This window comes from Micromonospora sp. NPDC047740 (genome assembly GCF_043204735.1).
Taxonomy (GTDB): Bacteria; Actinomycetota; Actinomycetes; order Mycobacteriales; family Micromonosporaceae; genus Micromonospora.
Genome location: NZ_JBIDCT010000004.1, coordinates 197,555 through 209,562, shown reverse-complemented (window position 1 = coordinate 209,562; position 12,008 = coordinate 197,555). Strand labels below are relative to the sequence as shown.

At 73.6% G+C, this 12,008-nt stretch carries 12 protein-coding genes; 10 read left to right on the top strand and 2 right to left on the bottom strand.

All coding sequences use genetic code 11. The features are described from left to right. The first annotated feature begins 96 nt into the window (after positions 1 to 96). The 7 genes from ACGF4F_RS10135 (at position 97) to npdG (ending at position 6,362) form a co-directional block, all read left to right on the top strand. Positions 97 to 1,308, top strand: coding sequence for a PP2C family protein-serine/threonine phosphatase (locus tag ACGF4F_RS10135; RefSeq protein ID WP_393076472.1), 1,212 nt, complete (start codon positions 97 to 99; stop codon positions 1,306 to 1,308). 169 nt (positions 1,309 to 1,477) lie between these two features. Beyond that, the gene (locus ACGF4F_RS10130) at positions 1,478 to 1,807 is read left to right on the top strand and encodes a PadR family transcriptional regulator (RefSeq protein WP_393076469.1); all 330 of its coding nucleotides are present in this window, start codon (positions 1,478 to 1,480) and stop codon (positions 1,805 to 1,807) included. Beyond that, a complete protein-coding gene (locus tag ACGF4F_RS10125) occupies positions 1,801 to 2,766 on the top strand; it encodes a hypothetical protein (RefSeq protein ID WP_393076466.1) in 966 nt (321 codons plus the stop codon). Before ACGF4F_RS10130 ends, ACGF4F_RS10125 begins: the two co-directional genes overlap by 7 nt. A 195-nt stretch (positions 2,767 to 2,961) precedes the next feature. Beyond that, a complete protein-coding gene (locus ACGF4F_RS10120) occupies positions 2,962 to 3,165 on the top strand; it encodes a hypothetical protein (RefSeq protein ID WP_073833768.1) in 204 nt (67 codons plus the stop codon). 76 nt (positions 3,166 to 3,241) lie between these two features. Beyond that, positions 3,242 to 3,940, top strand: a complete 699-nt coding sequence (locus tag ACGF4F_RS10115; RefSeq protein ID WP_357434933.1) for a histone — start codon at positions 3,242 to 3,244, stop codon at positions 3,938 to 3,940. Between the two features lie 183 nt (positions 3,941 to 4,123). Beyond that, positions 4,124 to 5,581: an RNB domain-containing ribonuclease gene (locus ACGF4F_RS10110; RefSeq protein WP_393076462.1), complete on the top strand. Its 1,458-nt coding sequence runs from the start codon at positions 4,124 to 4,126 to the stop codon at positions 5,579 to 5,581. 82 nt (positions 5,582 to 5,663) lie between these two features. Continuing rightward, positions 5,664 to 6,362, top strand: coding sequence for an NADPH-dependent F420 reductase (gene npdG / locus ACGF4F_RS10105; protein ID WP_393076459.1), 699 nt, complete (start codon positions 5,664 to 5,666; stop codon positions 6,360 to 6,362). A 63-nt stretch (positions 6,363 to 6,425) separates the two neighbouring features. On the opposite strand, the gene panB is transcribed toward npdG, so the two are convergent. Beyond that, positions 6,426 to 7,271 carry a 3-methyl-2-oxobutanoate hydroxymethyltransferase gene (panB, locus tag ACGF4F_RS10100; protein ID WP_393076456.1) on the bottom strand — a complete coding sequence of 282 codons (846 nt, stop codon included), beginning with the start codon at positions 7,269 to 7,271 and terminating at the stop codon, positions 6,426 to 6,428. A 173-nt stretch (positions 7,272 to 7,444) separates the two neighbouring features. Continuing rightward, positions 7,445 to 9,205, bottom strand: a complete 1,761-nt coding sequence (locus ACGF4F_RS10095) for an NAD+ synthase (RefSeq protein ID WP_393076453.1) — start codon at positions 9,203 to 9,205, stop codon at positions 7,445 to 7,447. A gap of 209 nt (positions 9,206 to 9,414) precedes the next feature. Between ACGF4F_RS10095 and glnA the strand changes: the two genes are divergently transcribed. The 3 genes from glnA (at position 9,415) to ACGF4F_RS10080 (ending at position 11,952) form a co-directional block, all read left to right on the top strand. Then, positions 9,415 to 10,764 (top strand): type I glutamate--ammonia ligase, encoded by a 1,350-nt coding sequence (glnA, locus tag ACGF4F_RS10090; protein WP_357434937.1) that lies wholly within the window; start codon positions 9,415 to 9,417, stop codon positions 10,762 to 10,764. A gap of 31 nt (positions 10,765 to 10,795) precedes the next feature. After that, positions 10,796 to 11,488 carry a helix-turn-helix transcriptional regulator gene (locus tag ACGF4F_RS10085; RefSeq protein ID WP_393076450.1) on the top strand — a complete coding sequence of 231 codons (693 nt, stop codon included), beginning with the start codon at positions 10,796 to 10,798 and terminating at the stop codon, positions 11,486 to 11,488. A gap of 95 nt (positions 11,489 to 11,583) precedes the next feature. Further along, the gene (locus ACGF4F_RS10080) at positions 11,584 to 11,952 is read left to right on the top strand and encodes a VOC family protein (protein ID WP_393076447.1); all 369 of its coding nucleotides are present in this window, start codon (positions 11,584 to 11,586) and stop codon (positions 11,950 to 11,952) included. Positions 11,953 to 12,008: the final 56 nt, after the last annotated feature.

The window sequence follows — 12,008 nt, the reverse complement described above, 5'->3', positions numbered from 1 at the left end:
TCTGGGCAGCTCGCGCCCCTGCGTATGCCGCCGACGCGCCGACATCGGGGCGGCGCGGACGGGCGGAAGTTGCGGGAATGCAACTACGATCCTGAGGTGGTTCGCGCCGAGCACCTGAGGGACGAGCAGCGGTTGCACCGCATCGAGGCGGTGACCGATGCCACGCTCTCTCGTCTCGACGTCGCCGACCTCTTCGACGAACTGCTCGACCGGGTCCGCGATCTGCTGCAGGTCGACACGGCGGCCATCCTCCTGCTCGACGTACGCGCCCAGCAGTTGGTCGCCACCGCGGCCAAGGGGCTGGAGGAGGAGGTACGACAAAGGTTCCGGGTCTCGATCGGGCGTGGCTTCGCCGGCCGGATCGCCTACACCCGGCAGCCGGTGATCATCGAGCAGGTCACCCCGGACAAGGTGGTCAACCCGATCCTGCTGGACACCGGTGTCCGGTCCCTGCTGGGCGTACCGATCATCGCGCGGGGTGACCTCGTCGGCGTCCTGCACGTCGGCACCCTCACGCCGCGGCGGTTCACCCCCGACGACGTCCGCCTGCTGGAACTCGTGGCCGACCGGCTCAGCCTGGCCAGCCGGGCCCGCGCGAACACCCTGGACCAGGCCGCCGCGCTGGCGCTGCAGCGCAGCCTGATCCCCACCGAACTGCCCGAGGTGCCCGGTATCGAGATGGCCGCCCGGTACGTGCCGGGACACGCCTCCGGCGTCGGCGGCGACTGGTACGACGTCTTCACCCTCCCGTCCGGCTGGACGGGTGTGGTGGTCGGCGACGTGTCGGGTCACGGGCTGCAGTCGGCCGTGGTGATGGGCCGGGTCCGCAGTGCCCTGCGCGCGTACGCGCTGGTCTGCGACGATCCGGCCGAGGCGCTGACGCTGCTCGACCGGAAGGTGGTCCACTTCGAGGCCGGCAGCCTGACCACCGCGCTGTACGCGATGATCTCCCCGGATGGCACCACCGTGCGCGTCGCTCTGGCCGGGCACCCCCGCCCGGTGCTGGCCGTCCCCGGCCAACCGAACGACGTGCTCCCCGCCCGCGTCGACCCACCGCTCGGCACCGGCCGCCGGCCGCCCGAGCGGCACACCACCACGGTCGACTTTCCGCCCGGCGCGGTCCTGGTCTCCTACACCGACGGCCTCGTCGAACGCCGCGGCGAACTGCTCGACGTCGGCATCGCCCGGCTGCTGGCCGCCGTGCCGCTGGCGCCCGTCGAGACGGTCTGCGCCACCGTCATGGCGATGCTCGACACCGAGCACCCGGTTGACGACATCGCCCTGCTGGCCATCCGCCGCCTGCCCTAGGGGCGGCCGCCGCGCGATGGGGAGGGCGGCCGTGCCGGGTTGGTGGACCGCTCGGCGAGGTCGCGGATCCGGTGCCGGCCGGGCCCACGCCCGGCCGGGCCGCCGTCCATCCACTTTGGCGCCCGTGCTGCCCTCGCACCCTATGTAGAAATCCGATACAGTGCCGACCATGCGGATGACGATTCCGGTGGCGAAGGTGCTCGCCGCACTCCTCGCCGACCCGGCGGCCCCCCGCTACGGCCTCGACCTGATGAAGCTCACCGGCCTGCCCAGCGGCACCCTCTATCCCGTCCTGCACCGGCTCCAGGCGGCCGGCTGGCTCGCCGCCGACTGGGAGGAGGTCGATCCGGTCGCGGCCGGTCGGCCCGCGCGCCGCTACTACCTGCTCACCCCCGAGGGCGTACGCGCCGCCCGGCAGGCGCTCGCCGAGCTGCGGGCCCTCGCCCCGGACGGCCGGGCGTGGGGTGGCGCCGAGCCGACGGGAGCCCCGGCGTGGTGAGCCGGCGGCTGGCCGAGTTCCTGCTGCGGTCGGCGGTGCGCCGCTGGCCGGCGGAACTCCACGACGAACTGTCCCGGGAGTGGCAGGCCGAGCTGCACGTGCTGGCCGAGCGCGGCCAGCGGTGGCGGATGCTGCGCTTCGCCGCCAGCCTGGCCGCCAGCCGGGCCGGCACGCCGGTGGTCGACCGGACCCGGTTCGACTCCCAGGCCCGCCGGACGGCCGCCACCCTGCTGCTGGCCCCGCCGGCCTGCCTGGCGATCCTGATGATCGCGGTGGTCGGGTCCGGGGCGCTGGTCGGCTCGCTCTTCGGGGTGGTGGACGCGAACCTGTCGCAGGTGCCCGTGCTGAGCGCCCTCACCGCCGGGCTCGCGGTGCTGCTGGCCCGTCGGGTCGGCCGGGGCGCCGCGCGTACGGCCCTGCGTGGACCGCTGCGTCGGGCGCTCGGCGTGATGCTGCCCCTGGGCCTCACCGTCGTCGCCGTCGAGTACGCGCTGAACACCACCACCGACGACCTGATCCGTACCGCCCCCGGTCTGGTGGTGTGGCTGGCCGGCCTGGCGCTGGTGCTCTGGGGTGCCGGGACGCTCGCCGGGCGGGGACGGGTCCGGGCCGCCTGGTGGTTGGGGGTGCTGGCCGCGCTGGCCGTCGCCGACGCGGCGGTGGTGCTCACCGTGGTCAACCACATCCCCGGCGGTCCGGGGACGGTCGTCGACGGGGTGGCGCAGTACGACAGCGTCAACCGGGTCTCCGCGCCGCTGTGGCTCTTCACCTGCTGGACCGACTGGTCATTCGGGCTGCCCCGCCCGACGCAGTGGGAGATCTTCCTGATCGGTGACCTGGTCGAGCTGCAACCCTTCCTCTACCTGGCCTGCACCCCGTACGCGCTGGCGTACGTCATCGGCGCGGCCCGGCCGGCCGACCCGGTGGCCGTGCCGGCGCCGGTTTCTTCGCCCGCCTGAGCGGACCCGGTCAGGTCGCTCCCTGCGCCCGGCGGACCACGAGCGTGACCGAATCCTGGCTGAGCGGGAGTGGAATCGTGTGCGACTTCGCCCGTTTGGTCCCGCGGCGGCCGGAGCACGTCTACTGTGGAGGTCATCAGGACTATTTGCGGCGTTCCGGTGGCGGCCGGGCACTTCGCGGTGCACAGTGATCGCATGAGCGACGACGGAAGTGGTGGGCACTACTACTGGTGCACGCGACACCACCGGGTCGAGACCGATGCCGACGTGTGCCCCGCGAAGCACGTTCTCGGACCGTACGCCTCAGCCGCCGACGCGGAGAACGCCCTGCAGACGGTGCGGGAGCGGAACGAAGCGTGGGACGCCGAGGACGCCCGTTGGGCCGGGGAGGGCAGCTAGACGGCGCGGGACGGCCCGCGTCGAGGTGATCCGTGCTCCGCGAGGGCGAGAGCACGTCCCCAAGGAGGGAACCGAGATGGCCGAAGCACAGCAGGCCACCACCCGCCCGGCCGCCAGACGTACGAGCGCGAAGAAGACCACCGCAGCCAGGCGTACCGTGGGCACGGCCACGGCCAGGACGGCGACGGTCACCAAGGCGTCCGCCAACGCCTCGGGTGCGGGCGCGGGCCGGGTGCCGGCGAAGAAGGCGGTCGCGAAGAAGGCGGCCGCCAGGAAGGCCGTGTCGGCGGCGCGGAAGGCACCCGCGAAGAAGGCGCCGGCCACCAGGACCACCGCCAAGAAGGCGCCCGCGAAGAAGGCCACCACGGCGAAGAAGACGGTGGCCGCGAAGAAGGCCACCGCGGCGAAGCGGGCTCCGGCGAAGAAGGCGCCCGCGAAGAAGGCCGTGGCGGCGAAGCGGGCGCCGGCGAAGAAGACCACGGCCGCGAAGAAGACCACCGCCCGCAAGGTCACCGCGACCACGGCCCGGAAGGCCGGCGCCGCGCCGAAGAAGACGGCGGCCGCCAAGAAGGTCACCGCGGCGAAGAAGGCTCCGGCGAAGAAGACCACGGCCACCCGTCCCGCCGCAGGCAAGACCGCGGTGAAGAAGGCGCCCGCGAAGAAGGCCACCACGGCGAAGAAGACCGTGGCGGCGAAGAAGGCGCCGGCCAAGAAGACCACGGCCGCCCGGAAGACCACCGCCCGCAAGGCGCCCGCGCGGAAGGCCACCGCCTGACGTCGCGGCGCCGTCGGTCTCCGGCAACGCCAGTTCGGCTGGCGGCCACAATTCGGCCTCCGCGCCGCCGGGCGGCGCTCCGGACCGGATGAGGGCCGGTCTGACGCCGCGCCGGGACCAGAAGCCATCGCTGGCGCCTCGGTCGGTGGGCGGATCACCCGCCGCACTGTCAGGATTGACCACGTGGTGATCCGACGCGTACTCGCGCCCCGCATCGACTTCGGCGCGCTGCGCCGTGAGCTGGGACTGCCCGAGGGCTTCCCGGCCGCGGCGCAGCGCGAGGCCGACGAGGCGGCCGCTGCGCCGCTGCCGGCCGTCGCCGACCGGACCGACATCCCGTTCGTGACGGTCGACCCGGCGACCTCGCGCGACCTCGACCAGGCGATGCACCTCGCCCGCCGCCCCGGTGGCGGTTTCCGGGTCCGGTACGCCATCGCCGACGTGGCCACCCACGTACGCCCCGGTGGCGCGCTGGAGGCGGAGACCTGGCGCCGCGGGCAGACCGTCTACCTGCCCGACGGCAACGTGCCGCTGCACCCGCACACCCTCAGCGAGGGGGCGGCCAGCCTGCTGCCCGACGCCGACCGGGCGGCGGTGCTCTGGACCATCGACCTCGACGCCGACGGTGGCACGGTCGGCGTGGTGGTGGAACGCGCCCGGGTCCGCAGCCGGGCCAAGCTCGACTACGTCGGCGTGCAGCTCGCCGCCGACGCCGGCCGGCTGCCCGAGCCGATCGCCCTGCTGCCCGAGATCGGTGCCCTGCTCACCGCCCGTGGGCTGCGCCGGGGCGCGGTCAACCTGCCTCTGCCCGAGCAGGACGTCGAGCCGGACGGCGACGGCTGGCGGCTGGTGCTGCGCGGGCCCGGCCCGATGGAGGACCACAACGCGCAGATCTCGCTGCTGACCGGGATGGCCGCCGCCGACATCATGCTCGCCGGCCGGATCGGACTGCTGCGGACGATGCCCGCGCCGAAGCCGGAGGCGGTCGACCGGCTGCGGCTGGCCGCCGGCCCGCTGGGCGTCCGCTGGCCGGCGGGGATGTCGGTGGGCGAGGTGCTCGCCGGACTGGACGCCTCCCAACCCCGGGCGGCCGCCTTCATCGACCAGGCGGCCGAGCTGATGCGCGGGGCCGCGTACACCGCCTTCGCCGGGGAGTTGCCCGAGCAGCCGGCGCACGGCGGGGTGGCCGCCGCGTACGCCCACGTCACGGCGCCGCTGCGCCGGCTCGCTGACCGGTACGCGACCGAGGTCTGCCTGGCCCTGCACGAGGGCCGGGAGGTGCCCGACTGGGCCCGCGCCGCGCTGCCGAAGCTGCCCGAGGTGATGGCGACCACCGACCGGGTGGCGTCGGCGGCCACCCGGGGCGCGATCGAGCTGGCCGAGGCGGTGCTGCTGGAGCACCGGGTGGGGGAGACCTTCGAGGCGGCGGTGCTGGACGTGGACGAGCCCCGGCCGGCCACCGACCCGCCCCGGCAGGCCGGCAACGGCCGGCCCGGTCGACCGCCCGGCGGCACGGTGGCGCTGGACGAGCCGCCGGTCCGCGCCCGCTGCGTCGGCCAACTGCCACTCGGCGAGCGCGTCCCGGTCCGCCTGGTCAGCGCCGACCCCACCCACCGCAAGGTCCTCTTCGAACGCGCCTGACCCACCGATTCGGCCGGGCCAGCGGGGATTGTCACAGCCGTGTACGGTGCTGCCCGCTGGCACGGTTTGCGAGGATGATCGCATGGCATACGACGCGAGCACGCTGCCCGATGTCTCCGGGCTGACCGTCGGCATCATCGGTGGCACCGGCGACCAGGGGCGGGGTCTCGCCTACCGGTTCGCGCGGGCCGGGCAGACCGTCCTGATCGGGTCCCGCTCCGCCGACCGGGCGGCGCAGGCCGCCGCCGAGATCGCCGCCCTGCCCGGCGTACCGGCCGGCGGCGTGGTGTCCGGCGCGGACAACGACGAGGTGGCCCGCCGCAGCGACGTGGTGATCATCGCGGTGCCGTGGGACGGGCACGCCGCCATCGTCGCCGCTCTGGCCGGTGCGCTCGTCGGCAAGATCGTGATCGACTGTGTCAACCCGCTCGGCTTCGACAAGCAGGGCCCGTACGCCCTCGCCGTCGAGGAGGGCAGCGCCGTGCAGCAGGCCGCCCGGCTGCTGCCCGAGTCCCGGGTCTGCGCCGCGTTCAACCATGTCAGCGCGCCGCTGCTGGCCGACCCGGAGATCGACCGGATCGACCTGGACGTGCTGATCTGTACCGAGGACCGGGAGCTGGTCGGGGTCGTCGCCGCGCTCGCCGCCCGGATCCCCGGCATGCGGGGCATCTACGCCGGCCGGCTGCGCAACGCCCACCAGATCGAGGCGTTCACCGCGAACCTGATCGCGATCAACAAGCGCTACAAGGCGCACGCCGGCATCCGGGTCACCGACCTCTGAACCGCGGCCGCCGTACCGGGCAGTGCGGGCGGTGCGGCCCGGAAGCCGCACCGCCCGACCTGCTCAGAAGGTGTGCTCGGCGGCGGGGAACTGCCCGTCGCGTACCTCATCGGCGTACCGCCGGGTGGCGTCGGTCAGCGTGCCGGCCAGGTCGGCGTAGCGCTTGACGAAACGCGGCGCCTTTCCGGTACGCAGCCCGGCCATGTCCTGCCAGACCAGCACCTGTGCGTCGGTGTCCGGGCCGGCACCGATGCCCACGGTCGGGATCCGCAGCTCGGCGGTGATCCGCTTGGCCACCTCACCCGGCACCATCTCCAGCACCACCGCGAACGCGCCCGCCTCGGCGACCGCCCGGGCGTCGGCGATCACCTCCTCGGCGGTGTCGCCGCGGCCCTGCACCCGGTAGCCGCCCAGCGTGTGCTCGCTCTGCGGGGTGAAGCCGATGTGCGCCATCACCGGGATGCCGGCGCCGACGATCGCCTCGATCTGCGCGGCGCAGCGCCGACCGCCCTCCAGCTTCACCGCATGGCAGCCGCCCTCCTTCATGAACCGCACCGCGGTCCGCAGCGCCTGCGTCGGCCCCTCCTCGTACGAGCCGAAGGGCAGGTCGCCGACGATGAGCGAGTGCTTCGTCGCCCGGACCACCGCCCGGACCAGGGGCAGCAGCTCCTCGGCGGTCACCGGCAGGGTGGTCTCGTAGCCGAAGACGTTGTTCGCCGCCGAGTCGCCGACCAGCAACACCGGAATCCCCGCCTGGTCGAAGATCGAGGCGGTGTACTGGTCGTACGAGGTGAGCATCGCCCACCGCTCGCCGCGCTCCTTGGCGGCGATCAGGTCGCGGGTACGGACCCGCCGGGTGGCCGGCCCGCCGTACAGGGCGGTCACCTCGGCCGGGGTGGACTCCACCATGACTCTCTCCTTCCTCGAGGCCGCGTTCGCGGTCCCCGGGCTCTGCCGCGATCGTCGCACCGGACGACCGGGCGGCGGCAGGGCGGAGTGGAGGATGTCACTTCCCGGCCCGACGTACCGGGCAGGCTCAGCCCCCTCGGGCGGGAAGTCGGCAGCCCGGCGGGCGGGCCCGCTCAGCCGTGCTCGCGCCAGCGGTTCGTGATCGGCAGCCGGCGGTCCCGCCCGAACGCCTTGTGCGAGATCTTCGTGCCGGGTGCGGACTGCCGGCGCTTGTACTCGGCGGTATCCACCATCCGCAGCACCTTGTCCACCACCGCGGGATTGTGGCCCGACGCGATCAGCCCGTCCCGGCCCAGGTCGCCGTCCACGTAGCCGATCAGGATCGGGTCGAGCACGTCGTAGTCGGGCAGGGTGTCGCTGTCCAACTGGCCGGGGCTCAGCTCGGCCGACGGGGGCTTGCCGATCGAGCTCTCCGGGATCGGCGGGGTCTCGCCCCGGCGCTCGGCGTCCGCGTTGCGCCACCTCGCCAGCCGCCAGATCAGCGTCTTCCAGACGTCCTTGACCGGGTTGTAGCCGCCCACCGAGTCGCCGTAGAGGGTGGAGTAGCCGACCGCCAGCTCGCTCTTGTTGCCGGTGGTGAGGACCAGATGGCCCTCCTGGTTCGACAGCGCCATGAGGATCACCCCGCGGACCCGGGCCTGGAGGTTCTCCACGGCCACCCCGGAGAGCGACATGTTGGCCAGGAAAGCGTCCACCATGGGCTGGATCGGCTCGATCCGGTAGTCCAGGCCGGTCCGCTTGGCCAGGTCCTCCGCGTCGGCCCGGGAGTGCTCGGAGGAGTGCTGGCTGGGCAGCGAGACGCCGACCACCCGGTCCGGCCCGAGCGCGTCCACCGCGATGGCGGCCGACACCGCCGAGTCGATCCCGCCGGAGAGGCCCAGCACCACCGACGGGAACCGGTTCTTGTTGACGTAGTCGCGCAGGCCCAGCACCAGCGCCTGCCACACCTCGGCCTCGTCGGCGACCGGCTCGATGATCCCGCCGACCGCGATCTCACCGGTGGCGGCCGGCGGGAGGCTGTCGCTGACCCTGGTGTGGACCACCCGCATCCCGCCGAGTTGCTGGTCGCCGCCGACCGGCTCCTGCGCCGCCGCCAGATCCACGTCGTGCACCAGCAGGTGCTCGACGAACTGCGGCGCCCGGGCGAGCAGCGTGCCGTCCGCGCCGACGATCATCGAGTCGCCGTCGTAGACCAGCTCGTCCTGGCCGCCGACCATGTTCACGTACGCGACGGTGGCGCCGGCCTCGGCGGCCCGGCGGCGGACCAGCGGCAGCCGGACGTCGTCTTTGTTCAGCTCGTACGGCGAGCCGTTGATGTTGACCACCAGCCCGACGCCGGCCTGCCGGGCCACCGCGAACGGGCCACCGGCCTGCCAGAGGTCCTCGCAGATGGTCAGCCCGACGTCCACCCCGCCGATCCGGACCACCTCGAGCGTGTTGCCCGGGACGAAGTACCGGTCCTCGTCGAAGACGCCGTAGTTGGGCAGGTGGTGCTTGAAGTACGTGGCCACGATCGCGCCCCGGTGCAGCAGCGCGGAGGCGTTGCGGGCGCCCCGGCCCGGCTGGGCGTCGCCGCTGACCTGGGGCGGGCCGTCCGCGTCCAGGTAGCCGACCACGACCGGCAGGTCGCCGAGCCCGTCGGCGGCCAGGTCGGCGGCGAGCTGCCGCAGTGCGGCCTGGGAAGCGGCGACGAAGGAGCGGCGGAAGACGAGGTCCTCGACCGGGTAGCCGGTCAGCATCAGCTCCGGGAAGAGCGTGAGCTGGGCGCTGGCGTCGGCGGCCTTGCGGGTCCAGGCGCGGATCAGGTCGGCGTTGCCGGCGAGGTCGCCGACGGTCGGATTGACCTGACACAGGGCGAGACGCAAGGTGGGCATGTCCCTCATCTTGCCCCAGCGGGGCGGGCCCAACCCGGCCGGACGCGGGAGACGCCGGCCACGCTCCCACCCCGCCGACGGCGACGGGACACGGCGGGACAGCCCCGGGGTGGTCGCGTAACGTCGGCGTAACCAGGCCGGTGGAGACTGGGCGGTCAGGGTCGGGCCGGCCGGACCGGCGCCGGACGTACGTGTCACGAGGGGTGGAAGTGGACCGTCAGCAGGAGTTCGTCCTCCGTACGCTGGAAGAGCGGGACATCCGGTTCGTCCGGCTGTGGTTCACCGACGTGCTCGGCACGCTCAAGAGCGTGTCGGTGGCCCCCGCGGAGCTGGAGGCGGCCTTCGACGAAGGCATCGGATTCGACGGCTCGGCCATCGAGGGCTTCGCCCGGGTCTTCGAGTCCGACATGGTCGCCATGCCCGACCCGACCACCTTCCAGGTCTTCCCCTTCGAGGGCGGGGTGAGTGGCGAGAGCGCCCGGATGTTCTGCGACATCCTGCTCCCCGACGGCAGCCCGTCCTGGGCCGACCCGCGGCACGTGCTGCGCCGGGCGCTCTCCCGGGCCGCCGAGAAGGGCTTCACCTTCTACACCCACCCGGAGATCGAGTTCTTCCTGCTGGAGGACGGCGCCAACGACGGCTCGGTGCCGACCCCGGTGGACACCGGCGGCTACTTCGAGCACACCACCCACGCGGTGGCCCGGGACTTCCGCCGGCAGGCCGTGCTGGCGCTGGAGCGGATCGGCATCTCGGTGGAGTTCAGCCACCATGAGGTGGCCCCCGGCCAGCAGGAGATCGACCTGCGCTACGCCGACGCGCTGACGACCGCCGACAACATCATGACCTTCCGGCACGTGGTGAAGGAGGTGGCGCTCTCCACCGGCGTGCAGGCCAGCTTCATGCCGAAGCCGTTCACCGACCAGCCGGGCAGCGGCATGCACACCCACCTGTCGCTGTTCGAGGGGGAGCGCAACGCGTTCCACGACGCCGGCGACCCGATGAAGCTCTCCAAGGTGGCCAAGTCGTTCATCGCCGGGCTGCTCACCCACGCCCGGGAATACACCGCGGTGACCAACCAGTGGGTCAACTCCTACAAGCGGCTCTTCCCGCAGGCGCTGCCGGACCGGATCACCGAGAGCCCGGCGTACGTCTGCTGGGGCCACCTGAACCGGTCCGCGCTGGTCCGGGTGCCCGCGTACGGCAAGCCGAACTCGGCCCGGGTGGAGGTGCGCTCGCTGGACTCGGCGGCCAACCCGTACCTGGCGTTCGCGGTGATGCTCGGCGCCGGTCTCAAGGGGATCGAGGAGGGCTACGAGCTGCCCCCGGGCGCGGAGGACGACGTCTGGTCGCTGAGCAGCGCCGAGCGCCGCGCCATGGGCTACGAGGCGCTGCCGGAGAACCTCGCCGAGGCGATCGACGTGATGGCCGGTTCGGAGCTGGTCGCCGAGGTGCTCGGCGAGCACGTCTTCGACTTCTTCCTGCGCAACAAGCGGGCCGAGTGGGAGCAGTACCGCCGCGAGGTCACCCCGTACGAGCGGCAGCGCTACCTGTCGCTCTGACGGTGTCGTACCCCGGGCATAGCTTCGCGGGGTGAACCGGACCGACCGTCTCTACGCGTTGGCGGAGGAGTTGCGGGCGGTGTCGCCGCGCCCGCGCAGCGCCAGCTGGCTGGCCCGGCGCTTCGAGGTCAGCGCCCGGACCATCGAGCGGGACATCGCCGCGTTGCAAGGCGCCGGGGTGCCGATCTGGGCCGAGCCCGGCCGCACCGGCGGCTACGTGGTGGACCGGGCGCGCACCCTGCCGCCGGTCAACCTGACCCCGGGCGAGGCGGTCGCGATGGCCGTCGCGCTGCACCGGCTGGCTGGCACGCCGTTCGCCCCGGCCGCCGGCGCGGCGCTGCGCAAGCTCGTCGCGGTGATGCCGCCCGCCGACGCCGCCGAGGCGCACCGGCTGGCCGGCCGGGTGCACCTGATCGGCGGCGGGCCGGCCACCTCCGTCCCAGCCTCCGTCGCCGACGCGGTCACCGCCCGCCGCGTGCTCCGCCTCCGGTACGCGGACCGCGCCGGTGCGGACTCGGTGCGCGACGTGGAGCCGCTGGGCTACCTCGGCAGCCCCCGGCACTGGTACCTGGTCGCCTGGTGCCGGCTGCGCGACGGGTTGCGCTGCTTCCGCACCGACCGGATCGTCTCGGTGCACCCGCTGGCGGAGCCGGTGACCCGGGAGTTGCACCCCGGCGACCTCGACATCCCGCACGAGCGGGTCCGCCCGCTCAGCCTGGTGTGAGACCGGAAAACACCGACAGGACGCTGTCGCGGACGGGGGTGAGGCTGCTTCCTGACGACGCCGGCCGACGGGCCGGCACGACGACGGGAGGCAGCATGTCCAGCACGCCCATCACCTGGTTCGAGATCGGTTCCGACCGCCCCGACGAGGTCCAGCGCTTCTACGCGGACCTGTTCGGCTGGACCTTCGACGAGCAGGGGGCGCCGGGCGCGTCGTACCGGGTGACGACGGCCGGCGGGGAGCAGGGAATCGGCGGCGCGATCCGGGCCACCGGCGGCGACTCGCCGAACTACGCGATCTTCTACGCCGAGGTGGCGGACGTGGCGGAGACCTGCCGCCGGGCCGAGGCGGCCGGCGGGAAGGTGGTGGTGCCGCTGCGGACCGCGCCGAGCGGGCTGACCCTCGCGCACCTGCTCGACCCGTCCGGGAACCACCTCGGCGTCTTCACCCCACCTGCCGGGTGATCGGGCCGGGGTGGCGCGGGATCGGCGATGTGGCGGCATCCCCAGGCCGGGATGCC

Excerpts from the sequence above, each read along its gene's own strand:
- ACGF4F_RS10130 (WP_393076469.1), top strand. The coding sequence starts at position 1,478 with ATGCGGATGACGATTCCGGTGGCGAAGGTGCTCGCCGCACTCCTCGCC.
- ACGF4F_RS10120 (WP_073833768.1), top strand. The coding sequence starts at position 2,962 with ATGAGCGACGACGGAAGTGGTGGGCACTACTACTGGTGCACGCGACAC.
- ACGF4F_RS10115 (WP_357434933.1), top strand. The coding sequence starts at position 3,242 with ATGGCCGAAGCACAGCAGGCCACCACCCGCCCGGCCGCCAGACGTACG.
- npdG (WP_393076459.1), top strand. The coding sequence starts at position 5,664 with ATGGCATACGACGCGAGCACGCTGCCCGATGTCTCCGGGCTGACCGTC.
- panB (WP_393076456.1), bottom strand. The coding sequence starts at position 7,271 with ATGGTGGAGTCCACCCCGGCCGAGGTGACCGCCCTGTACGGCGGGCCG.
- ACGF4F_RS10095 (WP_393076453.1), bottom strand. The coding sequence starts at position 9,205 with ATGCCCACCTTGCGTCTCGCCCTGTGTCAGGTCAATCCGACCGTCGGC.
- ACGF4F_RS10080 (WP_393076447.1), top strand. The coding sequence starts at position 11,584 with ATGTCCAGCACGCCCATCACCTGGTTCGAGATCGGTTCCGACCGCCCC.